Source organism: Paenibacillus sp. FSL R7-0216 (assembly GCF_037969915.1).
Taxonomy (GTDB): domain Bacteria; phylum Bacillota; class Bacilli; order Paenibacillales; family Paenibacillaceae; genus Fontibacillus; species Fontibacillus rhizolycopersici.
On sequence record NZ_CP150222.1, the window covers coordinates 3416209 to 3441753 of the forward strand.

A 25545-nucleotide genomic window follows, 5' to 3' on the forward strand; every position below is an offset into this window, starting at 1 on the left:
AATTCAACCGGGCCTTCCGTTGCTCACGTAGCTTCCAGCTACGCTCCGCTACTCAGTCCCTAGTTTCATCCAACCTTCTCGGTGCTGAAAATCCGACTAAGAAGAGTTCGGCCTTGCTTCTCCGGGATGATTTTCCGTCCGCGCTTTGAACGTTGGCTTTCAGCAGGATGCCAACTCTCTGGAGAACAAAATCGCAGTGTACTGGTTCCCATCATCGAATGATTCCATTATGCAAGTACAATATGTAATTAGTTATATCGTATTGCCTCCCCCATGTCAACATCATCGGATTTAGATCTCGAAGCAGACCCAGTGGACGACCCGGCATCGAATCATGAATTCTGAAATGTCCGTTTTCCCCCTCACGGGTACGGTTTCCCCCTCCTCTGTTCCAGCCACTCCTCTTTTATAATGAAAGGGATATGATTTGACGCGAAAAGGAGCGAGTAAATTGATGGAAACCCTCTGGCAAGCCAAATGGATCTGGCACCCCGGCGAGGCTAGCCCACGTAACGATTGGAGTTGTTTTCGCAAAACATTTGCGTGGCCGGATGAGGAGAACGGGCGGCGAGTAAGTCTAAAATTGACGGCTGACTCCAGATATGTGCTATATGTCAATGGGCACCGGGTCGGGCAAGGCCCCCCGCGGTCCTGGCCGTTCAGAATAGCCTATGACGAATACGAGATCAGCCATCTGCTGAAACCGGGACAGACCAATGCCATAGCTGTAATGGTGATGCATTTTGGCATCAGTAACTTCTATTATCTGCGGGGGCGCGGTGGGCTGCTTGCCCAAATGGAGGTCGAAAGCAACTCGCCTCTTCAAGGCGAAGGGCAACCCCATGTGATGGCCGTAACCGACGACACGTGGTTAACCGTAACTCACCCGGGTCATGACCGTCGTTCTCCCAGAATGTCCTGCCAGCACGCTTTTGCCGAGAAAATCGATGCCCGACTTTGGGACGAAGCCTGGACGGAGTCGGATTACAAACCCGGTTCGGAGTGGCATGCTGCTGCCGTAATTGGGCCAGTGGGATGCGAGCCTTGGGGAATACCGGTATCGAGGGACATTCCTTATTTGACGGAGGAGCCCGTTTATCCTCGGCGCGTCGAACGTTTGGGCAAGGTCAAGCCGGTCCAGTTTACCGCGGCGATCGACCTGCGCAACCATTTTTACGCAGAGAGCACGAATACGGCTAACCCTGCGGAATTTCTCGGCATGCTGGCAACGGTCGTACGCTGTAAACAACATTGCAAGGCCACGCTAGCGCTTATCGATGTTGGGGGGACTTTTCGGGGTTGCAGCCTGGACGGAGTTCATTACGATGAGTCCTCACTAACGGGAGTAGCCCCAGAACGCTTTATTCACTTTGACCTTGAGCCTGGCGATCATTTTCTGCTGATCGATGTAAGTGGAGGTACGCACGGAGGCGGGTATCATTTTGCGATGGATGCAGAAGAGACGTTAGAGTTTCTGTCTCCCCTTACGTTCCTTCCGGCTGGCAACCTCACCCAAGAAGACGATAAAACCGCCTTTGTGGCCCTAGGCCCCTTCGACGGCGGCATCCGTTACGATCATCTGCCGAGCCCGCCGATGGATGAAGGGCACCCGGATTATTTACGGGCCAAAGAGATCTCGGATGTAGCCGGTCTTCTACCGTTTGCCTCTTGGGTCCGGTCCGTACCCGAAGCGCTGGTCAGCCGGGAGGATGTCTTTATCCTCTCCGTATGGAAAAGGCATGAAGTCCCCTTGTCCATTCCCGGCACCTTGCAGAATGCGGTCATTCCTGGACCGGAGCCTGCTGAAGTCCCCTGGTTTCCTGACGCGGATACTGAGCTGGTGATTGATTTTGGTAAAGAGCTGTCAGGGTATTTGGAGTTTGAGGTGGAAGCGCCGGAAGGGGCAGTTCTTGATTTCTATGGATTTGAATTTATGCATGAGGGCCAACGCCAGGATACCTATGGATTGGATCACACGCTTCGATACATCTGCGCGGGCGGACGCCGTCGCTACACTTCTCCGGTAAGAAGAGGTTTGCGTTACTGTCAGGTTACGGTACGAAACGCGGTTGCCCCCGTTCGCATCTATTACCTTCGGATGCTGCAAAGCAACTACCCCATCGCCGAGATCGGGCAGTTCCAATCTTCGGATCCACGCTTAAATGAGATTTGGCAAATCAGTCAACATACGACCCGGCTCTGCATGGAGGATACTTTCGTCGACTGTCCGATGTACGAGCAGACCTTCTGGGTTGGCGATGCCCGAAATGAGGCGCTCATCAATTATTATTTGTTTGGAGCTGACCGGATCGTGGAACGATGCCTACGATTAGTCCCCGGCTCAAAATTCCAAACCCCATTATACGCGAACCAAGTGCCAAGCGGATGGAACAGCGTGATTCCAAACTGGACCTTCTTCTGGGTTATCGCTTGCTTGGAGCTCTATCGCCAAAATGGTGACAAATCCTTTGCCGCGGACATTTTCCCGCATATCGAGTACACGCTGAAGCATTATTTAAGCCGGCTGAACGACCAGGGACTGCTTCAGATTCGCAGTTGGAACCTGCTCGACTGGGCTCCGATCGACCAACCGAACGACGGCATCGTTTCGCACCAGAACATGTTCCTTGTCAAAGCGTTGTCGGCCGCCGCCGCTTTCGCTACGGTCCTTGGCAATGTCGAAGCCGAAGCGTTCTACTCCGTCCAGGCAAGCCGCTTATCAGCCGCCATCAATGCGCATTTATGGTCGGATGAGCGCCAGGCTTATCTCGACTGCATCCATGCGGATGGACGCCCCTCCGACATCTTCAGCGTTCAAACGCAAGTGGTGGCACTGTTGTGCGGCATTCCCGAGCAAGCCGATTCCAAAACGAGCAGGCTCGCGACCATCGAAAGCCACATCCGGCGGCAACCCAGCTCCTTCGTGCAAATCGGCAGCCCATTTATGTCCTTCTTCTATTACGAAGCGCTAGCCAAGTTGGGCGAATGGGATGTCATGATCGAAGACATCCGCCACCAGTACGGGCAGATGATCGATTGGGGGGCCACAACCTGCTGGGAGATGTATCCGCATTTCTCCGAAAATCGGGCGAACCCAGACCTGTTGACCCGAAGCCATTGCCATGCCTGGTCCGCAGGACCGGCTTACTTCCTGGGCGCCTACGTTCTCGGGGTGCGCAGTCTTGAGCCTGGTTGGAGCCGGGTCCTCATCGCACCCCAGCCTTGCGGCGGATTATCTTGGGCACGTGGCACAGTTCCCGTTCCGGGTGGCGGTCGAATCGACGTCTCCTGGCGGCTGGAGTTGCCGAATTCCACCGGTGTGACAGCGGGTCAAGAACATACGCCAAGCATTCCCGTCCGGATGCATCTGCGCATCGTTTCCCCAGAGGCGGTTCATATCGAGGTTCAACCTCCGGGAGAGGTGGAGGTCGTCATCGAGCATATTCGTGTAGCCTTATGCTTCGATCCGATGCAAGAAACTCGGCCTTAATTGACCCCTGCCGGGGCCGACGCCTATAATAGGGGCAACCGCAGCGAAGGAGGGATCCAGGTTGTCTTTATACCGAGGGGAGAGGGTATTGGACGGGACTGCCTTTTTTACAGATACGCTGCCCTTTTACTTTAACCGGGCCGAGGAGACATTTGATCTGCAGATGCACAGCCATCGATTTGTGGAGATCGTGCTCGTGAACGATGGAGAAGGGTTTCACTTTATCGACGATGAGGTCGTACGCGTCGCGAAAAACGATTTGTTCCTGCTCCCAGCCGGAGCAAAGCATGTATTTCGCCCTGGCCACACGGGCCCGCATCGGCCGCTGACCGTATACAATTGCTTGTATGAGCCGAGCAAACTTAGGTCCTGTCTGCAGCACCTCCCAGGCTTTGAGGAACTGGGTCGCTCCAGTCTCTGTCTGTTCGGGGAGGATGCTGCAGTTCTGCCGGGGCCGGGGTGGCTCCATTTGAGAGATAGCGACGGCCAATGGAATGCTTGGTTCCGAACCGCCTACCGCGAATTTACAGATAGAGCCCCCGGCTATCTCATCAAGCTGTACAGTCTGTTCATCGAGCTAGCCGTCATGCTGGAACGCCAGCTAGAGTTCGGGGAGTCCAGTCCTCCCGCTGCACAAGACAATCAGGTCATCAAGGAAGTCGTTCGCCAGATCAATACGTCCTTTCAGAACCCCTTAACTGCCCGCAACCTTGCCGCCGCCAGCCATTTAAGCGAACGCCATTTTCATCGCTTATTCCGGCAATACGTTGGCTGCACGTTTAACGATTACGTACAGAAGAAAAGGATCGAAAGGAGCTGCGAGCTGCTGACCTCCACCAGGCTGCCCGTGAACGAGATCATGCGGAATGTCGGATATGCGGACAGGAAGCATTTTTTGACCCTTTTCAAGCAAACCACCGGCCTCTCTCCTTCGGTATATCGCCGGCAAACCCGCCAAACCGACTGGCTTAACGGGGGGATATAAAAAACGCCATTTGGCGCTCCTTACTAGGAAGCCAAATGGCGTTTTTTGATTAATACAACTCTTGCACCTCTTGCCCTTTTTCGGTAGCGCGTTCGCGGGTCTCCAGCGTATCCCAGCCGTCGCTTCCGAGCAAATCCAACTGCGCTTCCACCAGCGTACGGAACCGCGCCCGGTAGATAGAAGCCTGTTTCTTGAGCTCTTCCACTTCCATGGCGATTTTACGTGATTTCGAGAGCGATTCGTTGACGATTCGATCCGCGTTCTTCTCCGCTTCCTTCACGATCAACTGCGCTTCCTTCTTCGCATTGTTCTTCACTTCATCGGCCGCTTCCTGCGCAACGATAATCGTTTTGCTCAGCGTATCCTCAATATTCGCAAAATGATCCAGTTTCTCTTGCAAAGTCATCAACTGGTTGTGAAGCTCCTTGTTCTCCCGGATCACGATCTCATAGTCTTTGATCACTTGGTCGAGAAACTCGTTGACTTCATCTTCGTCGTAACCGCGAATACGTCTGGAGAACTCTTTGTTATGTATATCCAGCGGCGTTAATGGCATGATCCCCACCTCCTAGAAATTTCGAAACTTCCCTTAAAGTAGTTGTTCAAAAAGTCAACTTTTGATCACGAGGTAACTCGAGAAGCGAATTCGACATCGAATCTTGAATTGCTAAAAACCTGACTTTTTTGAACTCGCACTTCAGCGGGAAGACGTGGTCAATACAGTTACGAGAACCCTTCATAACAGTTCGAACTATCTTATTCGACAAGAATCCGCCATCTCCTGCAATAGACCTCACACAAATTTACCGATTTTGACACGATGTCTGCCCTTTTTGGTCAGGCCGCCTGCCTCGAGCACTTTAAACCGCCCAAAGCCTTGCAAGGCGATCACGTCACCGGCCTTCAGCGGTGTAGAGGGATCCTCCTCCGTTCTCCAGTTCACCCGGCAACGCCCCGCTTTGATCGGAATTAGCACTTTACTGCGACTTAAGCGGAACACATCGCTGACAATGCCATCCAGTCGCAAAGAAGCCACCGTCAATTCCAGCGGCTCAAGCTCTTTCTCCATCGTTCTCAATTCGCTAAGGTTCAGCACCTCTGTAAAAACGCTAACGCGATGCACCTGATGAAGGTTCAGTTGCAGGAATGGTGCAATCTCTTCGGCGATCACCACATGGCATCCGTCCTCGCGGACATGAATATCGCCGATTTTATCGCGCTTGAGGCCCAATCCCAGAATCGCTCCCAAATAATCGCCGTGCTGAAGGGTAAGAAACTTCTGGTCTCCCGACGAGATATCGAGCACCTTCATTTCCATCGGTTCCTCGCTTAGGTCCCGGTAATCCGGAGCAATGAGTGCACGACGCCGTTCCGCGCCTTCATAACCGCCGTCCAGCCGGATGATCGCGTCTGGATGACGATTGGCCAAAGACTCCAGAATATAACACTGCCGCGGATCCAGGAAGTCACTTAGCTTGACCTCATGGTAATCCCCGGCATTCACGACCCATTCCCAGGCCCGGTCGACGAACGGCCGTTCCTCCGGTTTAAAATGTTCATAAACATCCGCTTTCATCTCAATACCCGAAGATATAGTGCAGAACGCTGATCAATCCGAAGGCAGCTAAGCGGAGTACGAACAAGGCAATAATCGGAGATATGTCGATCATCCCCATGATCGGAGGAATAAACCGCCGGAAAGGAGCCAAATAAGGTTCAACCAGCTTGCCGAGCAGCTCGCCGATGAAACTCTCACGGACATTAGGTACCCAAGACATCAAAATGTAAACCAGGATCATATAAAAATAAATATTGTATAGCAGCCCAACAATGGAATCGATATAGCCTACCAAGCTGTCATCACCTCATTCTGTTGTAATCGGAATCCTCCGATAAAATCTCGGTTATAGATCCCTGAATCTCGACGGTATCCGGCGTGCACAGAAAAATATTCGCCCCGACCTTGGATATGCTCCCGCTCAGCGCGTAAATCGTTCCGCTCAAGAAGTCGATGATGCGCATCGCCTGATCATTGCGAACCCGCTGCAAATTAACCACGACCGACCGATGAGAACGCAAATGGTCAGCGATTTCCTGCGCCTCTTCATATGAGCGAGGTTCATACAGGATCACCTTGACGTTCTTCTGGGAGTGAATGCTGACCACGTTGTTTCCTCTCTGATTTTTACGGGATTCAAAGCTTGGGGTTTCAATTTCCGCGTCCTCTTGGCCGGAAAACCGTTCGCGCTCCACAATCTCTTCTTCTTCCTGCAAGCCCAGAAAGTTCATAAACCGGTTCATTACTCCCATTACGTCAATTCCCCTTTCCCCACTAAAAGCGTTCCGAGGCGCACCCAGGTCGCCCCCTCTTCAATCGCCACTTCAAAATCTCCCGACATCCCCATCGATAATTCTGTCAATGGCTCCGCAGTAATCGACAAGGCGTTCAGTTGATCACGCAGCTCGCGCAGCCGGCGAAAGACCGGTCTTGTCCGCTCTGGATCATCCTCAATCGGAGCCATCGTCATCAGCCCGGCGATACGAATATGCTTCAATTCAGCGGTTTCCCTTAGAAAGTCGGCCGCCGTATCCGGCGTAATTCCCTGCTTCGACTCCTCGCCCGATACGTTCACCTGCAAGAATGCAGTCACGTTCGTTCCCAGTGCCGCGGCCCGCTTCTCCAATTCCCGGGCCAGCGACAGCCGGTCCAACGAATGAATATATTGAAATTTACCGATGACGTCCTTGACCTTCTTGCTCTGCAGATGGCCGATAAAATGCCAAGTCCCTTGCCCACCGAGGGCTTCCCATTTGGGGACGGCGATTTGCGGACGATTCTCGCCGATATGCTCAATTCCCTCCGCCAGAACTTCACGGGTGGCTTCAGTCGACACATATTTGGTTACGGCGACGACATGGACCTCCTCGCGCTTTCTTCCGCTCCGCTCGCAGGCAGCTTTAATCCGCTCTTCCACGTGCTGTATTCGTTCCTTCAGCGACACGGGAAGGATCACCTCTCTTTTATGCCTATCCAGCTTGCCATTCTTCCTGTGACGCCACCTTGCGCCCGGTAGGAGTAAAAATACTCCGGATGACAGCTTGTACACCACCTTGTACATTCGATATGAGTCGGCAATATTCCTGCTTTAATCATAATGATTCGATTCAATTCTTTCAAGTTCAGCATCGTTTTCCCTGCATGGTCTGACGCCGAAGCATAGGGCTTCTCCTTCGCAGAGCCTCCCTCATCGGGCAGTGCCTCGCGGACTTTCTCCATCACCGCTTCATCCACCTCGTAGCAGCATCCTCCGATGCTGGGGCCGATCGCGGTGCGAATCTCGCTGCGCTGACTGCCAAACTCACGTTCCATCGTCTCGATCATTTCCGCGGCAATGTGGCGGACGGTGCCCTTCCAGCCCGCATGGGCCAAACCGACGACCCTCTGCACAGGATCGACAAAATAAAGCGGTACGCAATCCGCATAAAACGAAGTCAGCAGGATTCCCGGCACGTTCGTCACCAGCCCGTCCGTTTCCTGGAAAGCGCTGCTGCGATCCAGATACCCCTTGCCGCGATCTTCGGCTCGGACCACGGCAACGGCGCTGCCGTGGACCTGCTCGCCGCAGGTCCAGCCTTCAGGCGAGAAACCCAGGGCCTCGGATAACCGGCGCCGGTTCTCCAGGACATGCAACGGTTCGTCGCCGACATGATATGCGAGATTCAAGCGATCGTACGGCGGCTCGCTGACTCCGCCTGACCGGCCGGTAAAACCGACGCTGATCCCCGGGATCAGGTCCAACCACGGAGCCAACTCGAACCGTTCCACTTGTTCATCTTTAGCATTCCTTACAAACGGTTCCATCATCCATCTCCTTAAGGTAATTAATCAGTGCCAGAATAACGCCTCTGAGGTTCGTAAAATTTCAAGTCACTCACACTGTTTTTCCTTCAAGTCTACCACAAACCGGCCAGGCGTCGCTTGCGGTTTCTAGCTCCGCCGCTCTGCCCGTCCGTCCCGGTCGATGTACACGGTCGTATCGTAGGTCGTCTGCGTTCTGGATTCGCGTAATTCCTCCATTTTAACCAGAACGACGTCGGATCCGATCTTCACGATATTTTTCCAGGGGATGATCAAATCGCTGCCGCCGCCGAACAACCCCATAAATTTCGCCCCGACGGGCACGACGATCGCCTCGATAACCCCTTGCCGAAGATCCAGCTCCAGGTCGCTGATATGCCCTAGCCGCTTCCCGTCCACGACATTGATGACGTCTTTTGTCTGGAAATCGGATATTTTCATACTCGCCCTCACCACATTGTCCATGGTTTTACCGCCCCCATCCCGTCTGTTTCACTCCGTCCCTTTACTATATGTGCGAGGAATTCGGCGCATGCGCCCTTGGCCACGGGAAAAGAGACGCTCCGGCAATGAAAAAAAGGACTGCCCCTCCGGAATCGTTTGATACCGGAAGAAGCCGTCCTTTGATCAGTCACGTTCTATCTTTTTCTATTTTTTGCCCAGCGCCCCGGCAGCCGCGTTTTCGCCGCCCAGACGTCCGGAAGTGAACGAATAGCCAATGCCTACGCCATTGCCGACGTAAGTGTCATTAAACAGCACACCTTCGGATTCAAGCCCGACGGCATAAAGTCCTTTCACCGGCACGCGTTTGTCGTTCAGCACTTGGAATTTAGGGTTTACGAGCAAGCCGCCAACCGAACCCAGGTTGTTGATCTCGGCAATGATCGCGTAGTATGGGCCTTCGCCCATTGGCAGTAAATAATCTTTGGTTTTGCCAAATTCTGTGTCTACGCCAGTTTTGGTTGCTTGGGTGTATTTATTAAATGCATCCTTGAACACTTCTACGTCCATTCCGGCGTTTTTGGCTAATTCCTCGATCGTGTTGCCTTTATAGCCGTCTCCGTTTTTCACCATCGTATCGAATACGGATACGACGTTTTTCCAAGGGGTGTCCAGCTTGAACTCATCCTTGAAATCCGCATAAAATTCGGGAGGAAGTCCAGGTAACTTCGACGCGTTAACGCCGTTCATGCCCTTCGATTCCAAAGCTTTCAGCTGTGATTGTGAAACGATCACCAGATGGTAAGGCCCGTTAAAGGCGCTTGTATTGGCTGCCGCAACCGCCGTTAGGGTAGCCGTCTCGTCTCTGAACCGGGCTCCCGAAGGACCGACGTTCATCAAAGTAGGCAGATAACTCAACATCATTGGATAGGTCGCTTCAAAAGACGTATACTGCTTCTTCAAATCTCCGGTCGCTCTGGCCAACGTCTGGTGCAGCATTTGCCCGCCGAAGTTATCCGGGACCTTCGCGCCTGCCGCCCAGGACATTTTCAGACCTTCGCCAATGTTCTGCGCGAGTCCGCCGTTAACGCCCTCAAAGCCAAAGGCTTCCTTCACCATTTCTTTATTGCCAGCGTATCCGCCCGTCGCCATGACGACGCTTTTTGCGCTGATTTCCAGCGTTGTTCCATCCGCCTTCTCCGCTACGACGCCGGTTACGGTTCCTTTCGCGTCGGTCATCAGTTTCTTCGCGGTCGTTTCGGTAATGACCTTGCCGCCGTTCTTCTCTACGGAAGCTGCCAGCATCTTGCGAAGCGTCTGTTCGCGGGTGTTATAAGCCGGAAGCAGATGAAGCTGTTCTCCGCCAAAGTTCATAAAGGTCGTAACGTAACCTTTGCTCTTCAGCCAATCGTAAGTGTCCCCGGATTTCGTGACGTATTGGCGGACAGCCGCCGCATCCACTCTCCAGTGGTTATTGACGATCCAGTTGGAGATTTCCTGTTCCACGTTCACCTTTAACCCGCCGTCAACCGCGGCGGAAGAGTTATAGAATTTACCTGCCCAAGACAGGTTGCTGGCACCGCCGATCACACCGGTCTTTTCGATGATCACGACTTTAGCCCCTTTGTCCGCTGCCGTCACCGCTGCCGATACGCCGGAAGCACCAGCGCCAACGACAACGACGTCCGCTTGGAGCTTCTCCGTCTTGCCTACGCCAGGTTTCTTGACGCTAACCGATTTCAAAGCGTTCACATCGCCGCCTGCTTTCTTCACGGCGTTCTCTACCGCTTTCAGCATGGCATCGCTCGATACGCTTGCACCGCTTACCGCGTCAATGGCCAGCGATTGGTTAGCCAGGATTTGCTCCTTGACTTTGTTTAGCGCCGAATCGCCCAGACCTTCGGTTTCGGTTTGACTGAGGATTTTGATATCTTTGATCCGATCCGCTTGCTCCATCGTCACTTGCACCTTGATCACGCCGTCTTTGCCTTCGGCTTCTCCGGTATACGTCCCGGCTTTAAATGCCGAGGCCGCCGCCGCTGTTGAAGGGCTGTTTACCAGCTTCCCGGATTGCCACCCCCAGCCGAACATCGATGCGACCAATACGATGCAGATGGAAAACATGAGCATTTTGTTAAAACGATTGCTGCGCATTCCCTCTTCTCCCCTTACTGCATATTGAAGCCATTTGTGATTGTTTTCACATAAACGGATGAACTAAGGCTTCTCTACAAGCATAAACCTTGGTGCGGCACCAAGGTCAATAGGATTCCTCAATAGGGATATGTATTTCCAAGAAAGATCGTTTCTGGCCTTCATGATTTTCGGTCAACATCAACCGTCCGGTTGTCGCGCCGGAAATTACATATTGATGTTCAACCATGTAATCCAGCATAAATCGGAATGCCTCTATGGAAAGGTGCTCGCTCTGCGGCGACAAAATCACCGAAGACACGCAACGGGACGGAGGAATATGCTCCAGATGCTCGTCTAATCCAATCCCAAGCTCACGCACGTCTTCATCCGAGATTGACAAGCCCCAGCTGTAATCCAAAAGCTCCTCCTCCGATTTGATGGAGTTCTGCTCGATGCGGAAGCAATAAAAAGAGTAAGGCAACAGTTCCATCAAAGTGTTTATAGTGCCTTCCAAACCCTTCGTGTTCAGCAGGTTGTTTTTATCCGTTTGCTTTAATCGATAAAGTCCCGGCCTTTCCACAAGCGTGCATTGGTATAGCCGATTCTCCATACTCTGAACTTCTCGGCTCAATTCGTTTAGCTTATGCAGCAACATTGTGCTTTTGCGAATCTCTTCCGTCAGCTCCTGCTTGCTGTTCTCCATCTTATCGAGAATGTCGTCAAGCGAGGCGTTTTGAATTAGTTCAGCTACGTCCTGCAGCGGAATCTGCAGGCTTCGATACCAACGGCTCATCAATAGATCCCGAGCATCAAGGTCGTTGAAATAGCGGTAACTGTTGTGACGATCCTTCATCGGCTTGACGATGTCATGCTTTTCATACAACCTTAGCGTATCCCGGGTGATGCCCAGCAGCGAGGAAAACTCGCCAATGCAATATTTCATGTTCCTTCCCTCCTAGCGTATCTCACGTCCGCAAGCCTATCGCATCACTTCTATGATACCGAAGGAGAAGAGAATCGAGATATGGGAATGTTCACATTAAAAAAGGTCCCCGCAGGGACCGGACTTACGACTTCACATGCTTTTGCATTTGTAAAATGGCGGATTTCTCGAGCCTGGACACTTGAGCCTGGGAGATCCCTATTTCGTCGGCAACCTCCATTTGCGTTTTTCCTTCAAAGAAACGCATGGACAAGATCATTTTCTCGCGGCGGCCCAACCGCTGCATCGCTTCGCGCAGGGCGATCTCCTCGATCCAGGAAACGTCCTTGTTCTTGTCATCGCTGATTTGATCCATCACGTAGATCGGGTCACCGCCATCATGGTAGATCGGTTCGAACAAGGAGACCGGATCTTGGATGGCGTCGAGGGCAAAGACAACGTCTTCCTTCGGCAAGCCTAATGCCTCTGAGATTTCAAAAATCGTGGGCTCGCGCGAGTTCTGGTTGGTCAGGTTGTCCCGCATTTGCAGCGCCTTATAGGCGATGTCTCGCAGACTGCGAGAGACGCGGATCGGGTTGTTGTCCCGAAGGTAACGCCGGATTTCCCCAATAATCATCGGCACGGCGTAAGTAGAGAATTTGACGTTTTGCGATAAATCGAAATTATCGATGGCTTTCATGAGTCCGATGCAGCCAACCTGGAACAGGTCGTCCACATACTCCCCCCGATTGTTGAACCGTTGGATGACGCTCAGCACGAGTCTCAGATTGCCATTTACTAACTTTTCTCTGGCTGATCTTACGTGGTCCTGCTGCAACGAGTGGAACAATTCACGCATTTCCGCATTGGTTAGAACGGGCAATTTTGCGGTATCGACACCGCAAATTTCGACTTTGTTTCGGGTCATCGTGTCTAAACCTCCCAAGGAGAAACTAATGAACAGTATCTCCCGGGACTGCATTTTTATTCCGCAGCCATCTTTCCATGACCAAGCAAAATCTCGAAGCCGATTCGACGTCGAATCATGAATTCAGCCGAGCCTTCCGTTGCTCACGTACCCCCATGTACGCTCCGCTACTCAGTCCCTAACTTCATCCAACCTGCTCAGTCCTGTAAACCTGACTGTTTGAATACCGCATTTAGACCATCTTGTTAAATTCCTTGCGCAGCCGTTTTATGATACGTTTCTCCAAGCGCGAAATGTACGATTGCGAGATGCCTAGCAGATCGGCCACATCCTTTTGCGTCTTTTCGTCTCCGTCGACCAGACCGAACCGCAGCTCCATGATCATGCGTTCCCGCTCGGTCAATTTGTCGAGCGCTTTGTGCAGCAGCTTGCGGTCTACCTGCTCTTCGATGTTACGATAGATCGTATCGTTCTCCGTGCCTAAGACGTCGGAGAGTAGCAGCTCGTTGCCGTCCCAATCGATGTTAAGCGGCTCATCAAAGCTCACCTCGGTGCGAATTTTGCTGTTCCGGCGCAAATACATCAGAATTTCGTTCTCAATGCATCGAGAAGCGTAGGTGGCCAGCTTGATCTTCTTCTCAGGGTCAAAAGTGTTGACCGCCTTGATCAACCCGATCGCACCGATGGATACCAAGTCCTCAATGTTAATTCCCGTATTCTCGAACTTCCGGGCGATATATACGACGAGTCGCAGGTTGCGCTCGATCAACATGGCCCGAATCGCCGAATCGCCGCTAGGCAGTCGCTGAAGCAAGTATTCTTCCTCTTCGCGCGTTAAGGGAGGTGGCAGCGCTTCGCTACCCCCGATATAATAGATTTCTTCGCTTTTTAGCCCAAAAAGAAACAGCAGCCGGTAATACTGGAGCCGCAGCATCATTTTCCACTTAACATGCATGGTTTCATGTCCTCCTAAGTTACGTTCCCGTTTTACTGATGGTGTCTGAGTTATCCTTCGTCTCCGCTGACTCAATCAGGGCGGGATGAACGATCGCCCGGTAAGTTCCTTCCGTCGATAATCGCCCCCCGTCCAAGCCGATCAGCACCCGAGTCGTACGATGTTCCCGTCCTTCCAGACGCACCGTCACCTCATCAGGTTTGAGCGCCAGCATAAATTGCGTGCCTTTGTTGATGCCCCGATAAGGAACCAGCCGCAACCGCTCCGGCCAAGGAAAATCACCGGCTTCCGTCAACTCCAGGATGAGGTTGTCCGCACGCTCGTCAGCCAGCTTCCCCCGATACGATGGGGGGAGAACCCGCTCCCAAAGCGAAGCTTCCATCACCGTTACCGGAAGCCGGCTGAGCGGATCCGTTAACTGATTGCCTGTGTCGATCAATCCCGTGCAGGCAATCGTCGTATCTCCGATACGCACCTCCATCTCGGCCAAAAAGGAGTGAATCCGCTCCTGACGCTGGCGTGCAGCGATCACCCGTTTAAACCAAAACAAAACGACAAAAAAACATACCAGGATAAAGAACGCTCCGATTTTGATCGAAAACGAAAGCCCGCCGGACGCCGAATACCAAATCCCACTCCAGATTTCACCAGAGTCCTGCAGCAAATAATGCACTCCCAGTATCCCGCCGGCCGCCGCAAAATTGACAATATAAAAAGCTCCCATATTCCTTAAGTAATTTTGCAAACTTCCAAATCCGAATGCGAGCCAAAGCATCACGACAGAGAATAGAAACTTCACCAGAAACGTGTACAAAAACGAGAGCTCCGGCAAAAACATCATCACGACGTACATCGCTCCAACGCCTGCCGACAAGGCCAGACGCCAGAAGATGATTTTTTGCTTTCGCATCCAAGCCGTGACCAGGAGTAAGCTTGCATCGATCAATAGGTTCATGAGGAATAGGAGATCGATATAGACAATCAACGGCATTCACCTGCCTGGGTAGATGGTTATCAGTATAAAGAGAACGAACGAGAAAGTCTGTCTAAAATTGAAAGTAGAATGCCACTATTTTTGTCGACATAACCGAAGAGATTCGCATCATCGGGGCGTAGAAAAAAGACCTTGTCCAACTTCGGGACAAGGTCTTGGGGAAGACATCTAAAGATTGATAACCTATTCGTTATTGTTCCGCGAACGGTTACGGAGAAACGTCGGAATATCCAGTTGGTCGCCGCTAGGCTGGTTGCCAAAAGGTCTCAGCGTGGAAGCTTGACGGGAATCCTGCGGTTCTGGCGCGCCAGGAGCGGATGCCGCCGGCTTGCGGTTAGGCAGCGGCTTGTTCTCAAACCCCGTGGCGATCACCGTCACTTTGATCTCTTCCTTCATGTTCTCGTCAATGATCGCACCAAAGATCATGTTCACTTCCGGATCGGAAGCGGAAATTACGATCTCGGCGGCTTCATTTACCTCGTACAGTGACAAGTTGCCCCCGCCGGTTATGTTCATTATGACACCGCGCGCGCCTTCGATCGAAGTCTCGAGCAGCGGACTCATGATCGCTTTACGCGCAGCTTCAGCTGCACGGTTCTCGCCGGTCGCAAGACCGATACCCATCAAGGCGGAGCCGCGTTCGGTCATGATCGTCTTCACGTCGGCAAAGTCGAGGTTGATCAGACCCGGCACAGCGATCAGGTCGGAAATCCCTTGAACCGCCTGACGCAATACGTTGTCCGCTTCGCGAAACGCTTCCAGCATCGGCGTTTTCTTATCCACAATCTCAAGCAAACGGTCGTTCGGAATCACGATCAGGGTATCGACCTTCTCTTTCAAGGCTTCGATACCGAGTTCTGCTTGCGAAGAGCGCTTACGGCCCTCAAAGGTAAACGGACGGGTTACGACGCCAACCGTCAGCGCGCCGCATTCTCTGGCGATCTCGGCGATGACCGGTGCAGCACCGGTCCCGGTTCCGCCGCCCATGCCAGCGGTTACGAAGACCATGTCCGCGCCCTTTAACGTATTGGCGATCAAATCGCGGGATTCTTCCGCCGCTTTCTTACCGACATCCGGATTAGCACCGGCGCCTAGACCGCGGGTAAGCTTGTCCCCGATTTGCAATTTATGCTCAGACTTGGCCAAATGCAGCGCTTGAGCGTCCGTGTTGACCGTAATAAATTCCACGCCCTGCACACCGTTCTCGATCATCCGGTTCACGGCGTTGCTACCGCCGCCGCCAACCCCGATTACCTTGATCTGTGCCAAGCTCTCCATTTCGAAATCAAATTCCAACATACTCTTCCATCTCCCCCTCAATATGCATGGATGGCCCGTGCATCATTCCTAAACCACTATATAAATTCGCTAAACAAGTTCTTAAGTCGTTCCATCAAGCCCGTCTTCCGAGCGGTTTCCTGCGGTCCCGGAGCCTTGCTCCGGTTCGCGTTCTTCTTGGGACTTGCGCTGCTGCGGACACGTATGTTCTTAATGACCTTATGCAAAATCCCTACCCCGCCGGTAAAAGCCGGATCGCGAACGCCGATGAAATCGGGCACGGCAATCCGTACGGAAGCTTCCAGCTCCTGCTGGGCAATCTTGAGCAGTCCCGGCATAGATACGGTTCCGCCGATGAGGATATATCCCCCCGGCTGCTCGCTGTAGCCAAGACGTTTCACTTCCTGACGAATCAGTTGGAAAATCTCCTGTACACGTGGCTCCGCAATAGCGGCCAGATCCTCCTGCGTAAACTCCTTGTCCACATTGCTTCCGATCCGCGTCACCTTGAAGGTCACGTCCGACGCCGCGTCCTCGATCGCAGCGCAGCCGTATTTCAGCTTCGCTTTTTCCGCGTGGTCCGTTAACGTCCGGAGTCCGTAAGCAATGTCGTTCGTTATAAATTCTCCCCCAATCGGAAGCGTGGATGTCGCTACGATCGTGCCGCTTTCGAATACAGCGATCGTTGTGGAACCCGCACCGATGTCCACCAGGACGGATCCCATCGTTTTTTCGTCCTTTGACAACGCCAATTGTCCCGATGCTAACGACAGCAAAACCAGATCGCGAATCTTAAGTCCGGCCTTCTCCACACAGCGAAGCAAGTTATGAATCGCCGTTTTGGATCCCGTGACAATCGTCGCTTCAACTTCCAGTCGCACGCCGATCATACCGCGCGGATCCGAAATGCCTTCCAACCCGTCTACGATATACTGTTTGGCTACAACATCGATGATTTCGCGTTCCGGCGGCAGCGCAATAACTTCGGCTGCCTTCAGGACACGTTCAATGTCCTCTTCACCGATCTCTCGGTCTTCGTTTTGTACGGCTACTACCCCGTGGCTCGTTTGGAGTCCGATGTGATTTCCCGAAATGCCGACATACACTTCCGATATCTGAATATCTACCATCCGTTCCGCATGATCCACAGCGCTGCGAATCGACTGCACCGTCTGGTCAATATCTACAATCGCGCCTTTTCGTATTCCTTCCGAGTCGGCAGATCCAACCCCAATAATATTAAAGGTTCCATTACTAATTTCCCCAATAATAGCACGAACTTTGGATGTACCGATGTCCAAACTAACAATGATGTCATTGTTGCTCAAGCCCCTGGCACCTCCTATTTCCCCATCAAATATACTTACCGTGTTAGATTCACTATCTACTTAATTCAACGCCATTTAACCTTTCCCTCTTTTTTCTACAAATTTTTTGACTTCCAAGTTTTACATCCAATAGGCGGAAGTTCGATGATCCTACGGAATAGGATCCTGGCCATATCTGCAAAATTAGAAGAAAAAAGAGGGAGAACGTCAACTAGCCCATAAAATGTATTTTAACATTGTTTTTCAATCATGAGTAGTATCATTTTGTCCATCGTTCTCGTTCTCCGCCGTGGAGTAGGGAACATAGGAATCGGCATCGAGCATCGTCAGCTTACCGGGGTCCTGGGTTTGCAGAATCTCGTTCATGTATTCCGCTTTTTTAGCCAGAAGCGAAGTAGCCGAGATGATTTCAAATTTGGACCTCGTATAGAGCTTAATCCGGTCCGGATAGGATAACGTAGGCGATGGGACAATCTCGGAAATATCGGCGGTCAGCTCGTCCGGAATTTGCGACAACGTTCGGCAAAGTTTGACCAGACTTTCGTCATCCGCCTTCCAACCGGTCAAGATTGGCTTGTCCACCGGCATCGATCCGTCCTTGAGTTCGATTCGCGTCCCATTGGCGAGTAACCCCTGCAGTTTACCTTCTCTGGTCAATGCATAGGCCGCGATTGGATATTCCTCGATACGAATATTCACGCTGCCGGGAAACGTCTTGTCCACTGTCGCCTGCTTCACCGAGGAAACGTCTTCCAGCTTGCGGGCGATATGATCCGCGCTGACAGCAAAGAACGGGGAACCGACCTGAAGGCCGGTAACGCCTAGGAGTTCCGCTTCGGTCGTATACGTATTGCCTTCAAACGTAATTGCGGAAATTTTGCTAAGAGATGAACGAAAGAAAAGGACGCACAGCAGGGCGAGGAACAGCAAGATGAGAATCGTTTTGATTTTCCGGCCGCTTTTCTTCTTAGGCGCGGGTTCTTTTAGGACGGGTACATTTGCTTTTGGCATGTCATTTCTCCGCAACTTTCTGAATAAGTATTACAAAGCCTATTATCCCCTCCAGGGGAGGGGACAAAAGTTTTGGGCTATCACCAATGAAGGTTCGCGAAAACAAAAAGCCTTTCAGCTTAGGCCAAATCCAACTGCCGCATGGCAGGAGACTCTCGGCGCACTACGCCACCTAAACGCTGAAACATCGTTTCAATCCGATCGTAGCCGCGGTCAATATGATGAACTTGCTCAACCACCGTTTGCCCTTGGGCTGCCAAACCAGCGATGACCAGCGCCGCACCTGCTCGCAAATCGGTCGCTTCCACGGTCGCGCCGTAAAGCCGGGGAACCCCGCGAATGAACGCAGAATTCAAGTCCACCGTAATATCGGCCCCCATGCGGACAAGCTCGTCGACATGCTTGAACCGGCCTTCGAACACGGTCTCCTTCATGACGCTCAAACCATCTGCTAAAGATAACAGCACCATCACCTGAGACTGTAGATCGGTAGGAAATGAAGGGTAAGGTGATGTGACGATCCGCTCAACCGCTTTGGGGCGGCCCGCGCTGCTCAACGTTATTATATCATCCGTCACTCCGATTTGAACACCAGCCCGCTTCAGCACATGCAGCAGGGATACCAGATGCGAAGGGTTGCTATGGGTGAGGGTCACGCTGCCGCGGGTTGCGGCGACGGCAATCAATGCCGTTCCTGCAACGATACGGTCTGGGATAATCTCGTAATCGCAAGGGAGAAGTCGTTCCACCCCTTTGACCGTAATCGTGTCGGTCCCGGCGCCGATAATGCTTGCGCCCATGGCATTCAAAAAGTTCTGCAAATCTTGAATCTCCGGCTCCCGCGCCGCATTGGTTATAATGGTGGTTCCTTCGGCCAGCGCAGCAGCCATCATGATGTTCTCGGTCGCACCTACGCTGGGAAAATCCAAATGGATATCCGTACCGATCAGTTTTCCGGCTCTGCACCAAATTTGCTGATCGTACTCCTCAATCTTCGCCCCTAAAGCTTCAAGTCCCTTCAAATGCAGATCGATTTTCCGTTCTCCGATCGCACAGCCGCCCGGTTGATAAATGCACACTTCCCCGAAACGCGCGAGGAGCGGCCCCATCAAAAAAATGGAAGAGCGCATCTGTTTCATCAAATCTTCCGGCACATGGCTGGAGTCCGCTCCTGACGTATCTACGGTCACCGTATCTCCCAAATGGACGGCTCTGCAGCCCAATCGGCCGAGGATACCTAACATGACATCAATATCGAGCAGGCGGGGGACATTTCGAAGTTGTACTTTGCCTTCCGCCAACAGCGATGCGGCCAGAATCGGCAGTGCGGCATTTTTCGCTCCATGGATACGAATGGTTCCTGATAGGGGTTTCCCGCCTTCGATCACCAATTTGTCCAATGTATCACCTCCGAGTTTACCGTTCACCCACGAAGAAGACCTCCGGCACCAGCGCCACGCCGAACTTGCCTTGGACGGTGGCCTTGACTTGCTCCATGAGCGCAAGAACGTCCTCTGCTGTCGCTTGCCCGGTATTGACGATGAAATTGGCGTGCAGCGTGGATACTTCGGCCCCGCCGACTTTCGTCCCTTTGAGTCCCGCCGCTTCGACCAGCCTCGCGGCATGATCTCCGGGGGGATTGCGAAATACGCTGCCTGCGCAAGGCTGCGTCAGCGGCTGCGTTTTACGGCGACGGTCCTTATAGGCCGCCATAGCCGCCGCGACTTCCAGCCGATCGCCCACGGCAAGCGAAAAACATGCCTGTGCCACGATCCCTCGCTGTTCATGCAGGACGGAATGCCGGTAGGCAAACTTCATATCCTCCGCTGTGTATGTGACCAATTCACCAGTCTCCAGAACAATGTCAGCGGATTTAAATATACGTGACACATCGGACCCGTGGGCACCAGCATTCATGTAGACGGCGCCGCCGACCGTTCCCGGGATTCCTCCGGCAAATTCCAGCCCGGTTAACCCCTCTTTGCCCGCCATGATGCTGAGTCTGACGACGGACGCCCCGCCTCCAGCGCAGACTTCCGTGCCGGTGAAAGCAATCTGTTCCAGCCCCGCTCCCAACCGAATGACACAGCCTCGGATTCCCTTGTCAGAAACAAGGAGATTGGAGCCTTTTCCGATGATCATCCACGGAATTCCCTCCGCATAGAGTAGACGCATCAGCTTAGCAAGCTGTTGGGAATTCTCCGGAACGACCATCGCATCCGCCGGTCCGCCGATTTTCCATGTTGTGTACTTTGACATTGGCTCATTCGGCAAGACCTCTAAGGCTTCCAGCCTGGTCAAATGTGATATCCACTGCTGCATCGTATAACCCTCCTTGACTTGTATGGCGGATTCCTTCGGCGTCAAACGCCGGGTGCCGCTGTTCCAAATCGGCAGTCAACGACTGCCGGAGCCCGGGTCCCGCGGAGGGGGATAGCCCTCCCCGCTTGGTTGTCACGATTTATAGAGTATCTTATGCCTCCCTCACGGAGAGTGTGACAATCGCCCAGACCATGGGAACCAGGCTGTCCGCCACTAGCTGCGGCTTTGACGGTTTTGCGACAGTCTCCGCATCTGCTCTACAACGAGATGGGCGGAATCCGGCTTACCTAGCGCACGAGAGGCAGTTGACATGGCGGTATGCCGTGGCAGATCGTTCATCACGCGCTCTATAGATGCATACAAGCTGCCCCCCGTCAGTTCCGGCTCCAGAATCACCTCCGCCGCACCAGAGCTCTCCAGCGTGCGGGCGTTTTTCTCCTGGTGGTTGTTTGTGACGTTCGGCGAAGGAATCAGGATAGCTGGAATGCCCAGCGCCGTAATTTCCGCCAAAAAAGAAGCCCCGGCGCGGTTTACGATCAACGAAGTGCAGGCCAGGACCTCCGGCATGTTGTGTACATAAGGAAGGACTTGCAAATTGGCGGGCAATTCACCGGTCTTCGCCTTGATCGCTTCCACCGTCGAGGTATAGTAGCTGTCCCCGGTCACATAAACGAATTGTAAATGCTCCGATTGCTTCAACAACGGTGCCATCTCTACCATCGCTTCATTGATCGCTTTGGCGCCGCGACTGCCACCGACGACCAGCACGACGAAGCTGGATTCCGGTAGCCCAAGAGTTTCGAAGCCCTTTCGTTTATCCGCTGCGTAAACGGTAGTTGCTCGCGGATTCCCCGTGTATACGACATGTCGGGCCGAAGGAAATGCGGAACCCGATCCCTCGAAGCTGACGGCAACCGTCGACACGTATTTGCTCAAGAACCGGTTCGTCAAACCCGGTATGGCATTCTGTTCATGGATGATGCTAGGGATACCCAGCTTGGCCGCGGCATAAACGACCGGACCACAGACATAACCGCCTGTTCCGATGACTACGTCGGGCTTAAACTCTCTAAGTAGCTTTTTGGACGTCTGCACTCCCTTGAGAAAACGCATGATCGTTCTCACATTATCGAACGACAGCTTCCGACGGAAGCCGGTAATATCAATCGCTTCAAACGGAATTCCCTGCTTGGGGACCAGCGAGCTTTCCAACCCGCGCTTGCCTCCAATGTACAAAAACTCGGATCCGGGAAATTCCTCGGCGCATTGGCTGGCGACGGCTAGTGCCGGGTAGATGTGACCCCCGGTTCCGCCGCCGCTAAGTACGACGCGCATATCCTCACCTCGCGTAACGGGATAAATTAAGTAAAATGCCTAGCGCGGTCAGCATCAGCGTAAGCGACGACCCCCCGTAACTGATCAGCGGCAGCGTTATGCCGGTGACCGGCATGAGGCCGATAACGACGCCGATGTTGATCACGACCTGTACGCCGACCATCCCGACAATACCGACAGCCAGCAAGCTGCCAAAGGTATCCTCGATCGTCATTGCCACGCGCATGCCGCGCCACACCAAAATCAAAAACAACAACAGGACTAAGAGTCCGCCAATAAAGCCCAACTCCTCGGCTAGGATGGAGAAAATAAAATCCGTTTGCGGCTCCGGCACATAACTGTATTTTTGCCGGCTCATTCCGAGCCCCAACCCGGCCAAACCTCCCGGTCCGATCGCGTACAGCGACTGAATGATCTGATAACCCGCGCCCAATGGATCCGACCACGGGTCCAGGAAGGCGGTGATGCGTTTCAGCCGGTAAGGCGCTGCCAGGATCAAGCCAACGAAACCTAACCCGCCCACCGCAGCCAAGCCGGCCAAATGCCGAATGCGCGCGCCTGCGGTAAACACAATTAACAGGGACGCGCCCAGCATCACCGTGCCTGTCCCCAAATCGGGCTGCAGCATGATCAAGCCGAAGGCGAGTCCGATGATGCCAAGCGGCGGCAGCAAACCTCGGGTAAAATGCGTGATCTTGTAATCTTCTTTGCTGAGCCAGTAGGATAGAAACAAAATCATCCCCAGCTTCATGAACTCGGACGGCTGGATGCCAAACGAGCTGATCCCCAGCCAGCTGCGCGCCCCTCCGCGCACGACCCCGATACCGGGAATCAGCACGATGACGAGCAGGGCAAAACAGAGAAACAGCCCGATTTTGGCGTATTTCCGCAGCAAGCGGTAGTCCAGATTCATCATCAGAACCATCGCGATTAATCCGAGCACGGCAAACAACAGCTGTCTTTTGACAAAATAAAATGAATCGCCGTAATCATGGAAAGCGAGTACCGAACCCGCGCTGTATACCATCACGATTCCGATCGCCAGCAGTCCTAGAATGCTGGCCGCCAGCCAAAAGTCCGGCGCAGTACGGCTCTTGCCCATCGTGGATGCCACCTCTTGACAGAAAGTAGGGGCTTTTCCACCCCCCTACTTAAAGGGTATGCACCGCCTCTTTAAAAATGCGTCCACGCTCTTCATAGGAAGGGAACATATCCCAGCTGGCACATGCCGGCGAGAGTAGAACCACGTCTCCCTGCTCCGCCAGGCCGGACGCCTCCTTCAGCGCGGTACGCAGCGTTTCCGCGGCGCTGTCCACAGTATCGACCAGCACGATGTTCGCTAGACCCGCCAGCTCGGCAACTCTAGCGATTTTTTCCTTCGTCTGGCCGAGGGTAACGACGGCTTTCACCTTCTCTTTGAAAACCGGCAGCAGTTCCATATAATCGGAACCCCGATCCAAACCGCCGGCGATCAATACGATCGGCGCTTGCAACGCGCCCAGGGCCATGACCGTCGCCTTCGAATTGGTCGCTTTGGAGTTGTTATAGTACGCGACGCCCTGCTTCTCGTCCACGTACTCCAAGCGATGCTCCACGCCGCGGAAGGTCCGCAGCGGCTCAGCTAGCGCCTCGGGCGCAGCTCCTGCGGCAATCGACGCCGCAACGGCCGCCAGCGCGTTCTCGACGTTAAAGCGCCCCGGCAAGGCGATATCGGCGATATCGACGATACTGCGCACCTCGCCGTCGGCTCCTCGATACATGATGCGACGGACCAACCCATCCTCTACGTCCGGTATGTACGCCGGCTGGACATAGACGCCCTCCGATTTCAATTCCTCGGCCATCGAGAAGGGAATCAGCTGCGCGTGAATATAGGGCACAAGCTCCCGGCACACAGGGTCGTCCCAATTGATGACGGCGCGGTCGGTTTTTCGTTGGTTCGCGAACAGCTTGGCTTTTGACGAGATGTAATCCTCCATCGTTCCGTGGTAATCCAGATGCGTTTCCGCGACATTCAATAGGCAAGCTACTTCAGGTCGAAACTCCCTCGTGCCCTTCAACTGAAAACTGCTCAGCTCGGCGACAAGCCAGTTGCCTGCATCCGCCTCCTCCGCAGCCTCACACAGTGGAGTTCCGATATTTCCGGCGACAATCGGTCTCATCCCAGCGGCCTCCAGCATGTTGCCGATCCAGGTTGTCGTCGTCGTCTTCCCGTTGGAACCGGTGATGCCGAGGATTGGTGCCGGGCTAAGCAAATAGGCTACCTCGACCTCCGTTACTACCTCGATGCCAAGCTCGAGCGCGCGGGCCACAGGAGGAGCGGTGTATGGGATTCCAGGGTTTTTGACAACCAGCGAAATCCCTTCATGGATCAACCCCTCCGGGTGACCGCCGCATACAACAGAAATTCCCAAAGCCTCCAATTCGGATGCTTCGGGACACTGATCTCTTTCCTTTTTATCGTTGACCGTAATGAGGGCGCCATAGTTGTGCAGGGTTTTGGCGACCTGAACGCCACTTCTCGCCAAACCGAGAACGACGACTTGACGCCCCCGGTAATCTTCTGGATGATTCATCTTTTACAACCCCTTGTTCAAGTAAAGTCCAATGATCGCCAACACCAGTCCAACCGACCAAAACGTAACGACGACACGCCATTCCGACCATCCGGATAACTCGAAGTGATGGTGGATCGGGCTCATTTTAAATACCCGTTTGCCGCGCGTCTTAAATGAGACCACTTGAATGACGACGGACAGCATTTCGATCACGAAGATTCCGCCGATCACCAGGAACAGCAGCTCGGTTTTGGTAACGATGGCAATCGCTCCGATCGCCCCGCCGATGCCCAGCGAACCGGTATCGCCCATGAACACCTTGGCCGGGTGGGCGTTAAATACGAGGAAGCCCAACACGGCACCGATCATGGCCGCCGCGCAAACTGCAGCTGGAAGCGAGGTCACCTGCATGGCGATCACCGCAAACGCACCCAATGCAATCGCGCTGACGCCGGACAGCAAGCCGTCCACCCCGTCGGTAAAATTAACCGCGTTGGTCACCGCCATCATCATAATGACAATAAACGGATAATAGAACCACGGCCCCCAATCCAACGCAAACTGCGTTCCCGGAACGCTGATCGCGGTGCTGTGGCCTTCCGAGATCAGCAAAACGCACATGATGCCGGAGAATAGCAATTGTCCAATCAATTTCTGTCTGGGCGTGAGACCCAAAGACCGTTTAAACACAATTTTGATGTAATCATCGAGAAACCCAACCAGCCCAAAGCCAAGTGTAGCGACCAAGAGCACATAGAAGTCGGTATTCACGACCGAAAATTTCAGATAGGCCAGCGTAAACGCCAATAGAATGATCATGCCGCCCATCGTTGGCGTTCCGGCCTTTTTCAAGTGACTTTGCGGCCCTTCGCCGCGGATTTGCTGGCCGAATTTGAGCCGTCTCAGCAGCGGAATCACCAGCGGAGCCGAGATGACCGCCAGAATAAAGGATACGCCGATCGTTAACAAGATAAGTCCAAAATCCATGGGATCCCCCCCTTTC

The 25545-nt window shown here is 53.3% G+C and carries 23 protein-coding genes; 2 read left to right on the forward strand and 21 right to left on the reverse strand.

What is annotated here, in order from left to right:
- Positions 1 to 454 precede the first annotated feature (454 nt).
- Positions 455 to 3490, forward strand: a complete 3036-nt coding sequence (locus tag MKZ15_RS15735; RefSeq protein ID WP_339816874.1) for a family 78 glycoside hydrolase catalytic domain — start codon at positions 455 to 457, stop codon at positions 3488 to 3490.
- Positions 3491 to 3551: 61 nt separating this feature from the next.
- Positions 3552 to 4475 (forward strand): AraC family transcriptional regulator, encoded by a 924-nt coding sequence (locus MKZ15_RS15740; protein ID WP_213622604.1) that lies wholly within the window; start codon positions 3552 to 3554, stop codon positions 4473 to 4475.
- Positions 4476 to 4524: 49 nt separating this feature from the next.
- Here MKZ15_RS15740 and MKZ15_RS15745 read toward each other — a convergent pair whose 3' ends face one another.
- From MKZ15_RS15745 to mraY, 21 genes are all read right to left on the reverse strand, one after another.
- Complete coding sequence (locus tag MKZ15_RS15745) at positions 4525 to 5031, reverse strand: DivIVA domain-containing protein (RefSeq protein WP_155607736.1); 507 nt, start codon at positions 5029 to 5031, stop codon at positions 4525 to 4527.
- 237 nt (positions 5032 to 5268) lie between these two features.
- Positions 5269 to 6051, reverse strand: a complete 783-nt coding sequence (locus tag MKZ15_RS15750; protein ID WP_155607737.1) for a YlmH/Sll1252 family protein — start codon at positions 6049 to 6051, stop codon at positions 5269 to 5271.
- A gap of 1 nt (position 6052) precedes the next feature.
- Positions 6053 to 6328, reverse strand: a complete 276-nt coding sequence (locus MKZ15_RS15755) for a YggT family protein (RefSeq protein ID WP_155607738.1) — start codon at positions 6326 to 6328, stop codon at positions 6053 to 6055.
- A 7-nt stretch (positions 6329 to 6335) separates the two neighbouring features.
- Positions 6336 to 6785 carry a cell division protein SepF gene (locus MKZ15_RS15760; RefSeq protein ID WP_155607739.1) on the reverse strand — a complete coding sequence of 150 codons (450 nt, stop codon included), beginning with the start codon at positions 6783 to 6785 and terminating at the stop codon, positions 6336 to 6338.
- Positions 6785 to 7477 carry a YggS family pyridoxal phosphate-dependent enzyme gene (locus MKZ15_RS15765; RefSeq protein WP_193416343.1) on the reverse strand — a complete coding sequence of 231 codons (693 nt, stop codon included), beginning with the start codon at positions 7475 to 7477 and terminating at the stop codon, positions 6785 to 6787. The genes MKZ15_RS15760 and MKZ15_RS15765 overlap by 1 nt, the downstream gene beginning before the upstream one ends.
- Positions 7478 to 7485: 8 nt before the next feature.
- Positions 7486 to 8337 (reverse strand): peptidoglycan editing factor PgeF, encoded by an 852-nt coding sequence (gene pgeF / locus MKZ15_RS15770; protein WP_339816877.1) that lies wholly within the window; start codon positions 8335 to 8337, stop codon positions 7486 to 7488.
- 126 nt (positions 8338 to 8463) lie between these two features.
- Positions 8464 to 8799 (reverse strand): YlmC/YmxH family sporulation protein, encoded by a 336-nt coding sequence (locus tag MKZ15_RS15775; RefSeq protein WP_068784979.1) that lies wholly within the window; start codon positions 8797 to 8799, stop codon positions 8464 to 8466.
- 183 nt (positions 8800 to 8982) lie between these two features.
- Entirely contained in the window at positions 8983 to 10929 is a 1947-nt protein-coding gene (locus tag MKZ15_RS15780; protein WP_155607742.1) for an FAD-dependent oxidoreductase, read from the reverse strand.
- A gap of 106 nt (positions 10930 to 11035) precedes the next feature.
- On the reverse strand, positions 11036 to 11854 hold the full coding sequence (locus MKZ15_RS15785) for a MerR family transcriptional regulator (protein ID WP_155607743.1): 819 nt from the start codon (positions 11852 to 11854) through the stop codon (positions 11036 to 11038).
- Positions 11855 to 11978: 124 nt separating this feature from the next.
- Positions 11979 to 12761, reverse strand: coding sequence for an RNA polymerase sporulation sigma factor SigG (gene sigG / locus MKZ15_RS15790; RefSeq protein WP_036621413.1), 783 nt, complete (start codon positions 12759 to 12761; stop codon positions 11979 to 11981).
- A gap of 232 nt (positions 12762 to 12993) precedes the next feature.
- Complete coding sequence (gene sigE / locus MKZ15_RS15795) at positions 12994 to 13716, reverse strand: RNA polymerase sporulation sigma factor SigE (RefSeq protein ID WP_155607744.1); 723 nt, start codon at positions 13714 to 13716, stop codon at positions 12994 to 12996.
- Between the two features lie 19 nt (positions 13717 to 13735).
- Positions 13736 to 14701 (reverse strand): sigma-E processing peptidase SpoIIGA, encoded by a 966-nt coding sequence (spoIIGA, locus tag MKZ15_RS15800; protein ID WP_240908788.1) that lies wholly within the window; start codon positions 14699 to 14701, stop codon positions 13736 to 13738.
- A 192-nt stretch (positions 14702 to 14893) separates the two neighbouring features.
- Entirely contained in the window at positions 14894 to 16009 is a 1116-nt protein-coding gene (gene ftsZ / locus MKZ15_RS15805; RefSeq protein WP_155607746.1) for a cell division protein FtsZ, read from the reverse strand.
- Positions 16010 to 16065: 56 nt separating this feature from the next.
- The gene (gene ftsA / locus MKZ15_RS15810; RefSeq protein ID WP_155607747.1) at positions 16066 to 17316 is read right to left on the reverse strand and encodes a cell division protein FtsA; all 1251 of its coding nucleotides are present in this window, start codon (positions 17314 to 17316) and stop codon (positions 16066 to 16068) included.
- 243 nt (positions 17317 to 17559) lie between these two features.
- Entirely contained in the window at positions 17560 to 18327 is a 768-nt protein-coding gene (locus MKZ15_RS15815) for an FtsQ-type POTRA domain-containing protein (protein ID WP_339816878.1), read from the reverse strand.
- Between the two features lie 119 nt (positions 18328 to 18446).
- On the reverse strand, positions 18447 to 19727 hold the full coding sequence (gene murA, locus MKZ15_RS15820; protein ID WP_239483585.1) for a UDP-N-acetylglucosamine 1-carboxyvinyltransferase: 1281 nt from the start codon (positions 19725 to 19727) through the stop codon (positions 18447 to 18449).
- 16 nt (positions 19728 to 19743) lie between these two features.
- Positions 19744 to 20649, reverse strand: coding sequence for a UDP-N-acetylmuramate dehydrogenase (gene murB / locus MKZ15_RS15825; RefSeq protein WP_339816879.1), 906 nt, complete (start codon positions 20647 to 20649; stop codon positions 19744 to 19746).
- Positions 20650 to 20862: 213 nt separating this feature from the next.
- Positions 20863 to 21984 carry an undecaprenyldiphospho-muramoylpentapeptide beta-N-acetylglucosaminyltransferase gene (murG, locus tag MKZ15_RS15830; RefSeq protein WP_193416352.1) on the reverse strand — a complete coding sequence of 374 codons (1122 nt, stop codon included), beginning with the start codon at positions 21982 to 21984 and terminating at the stop codon, positions 20863 to 20865.
- Positions 21985 to 21988: 4 nt separating this feature from the next.
- Positions 21989 to 23086: a stage V sporulation protein E gene (gene spoVE, locus MKZ15_RS15835; protein ID WP_193416353.1), complete on the reverse strand. Its 1098-nt coding sequence runs from the start codon at positions 23084 to 23086 to the stop codon at positions 21989 to 21991.
- A 49-nt stretch (positions 23087 to 23135) separates the two neighbouring features.
- Positions 23136 to 24560 (reverse strand): UDP-N-acetylmuramoyl-L-alanine--D-glutamate ligase, encoded by a 1425-nt coding sequence (gene murD, locus MKZ15_RS15840; protein WP_213622611.1) that lies wholly within the window; start codon positions 24558 to 24560, stop codon positions 23136 to 23138.
- Positions 24561 to 24563: 3 nt separating this feature from the next.
- Positions 24564 to 25529 carry a phospho-N-acetylmuramoyl-pentapeptide-transferase gene (gene mraY, locus MKZ15_RS15845; RefSeq protein WP_155607754.1) on the reverse strand — a complete coding sequence of 322 codons (966 nt, stop codon included), beginning with the start codon at positions 25527 to 25529 and terminating at the stop codon, positions 24564 to 24566.
- Between the last annotated feature and the right edge of the window lie 16 nt (positions 25530 to 25545).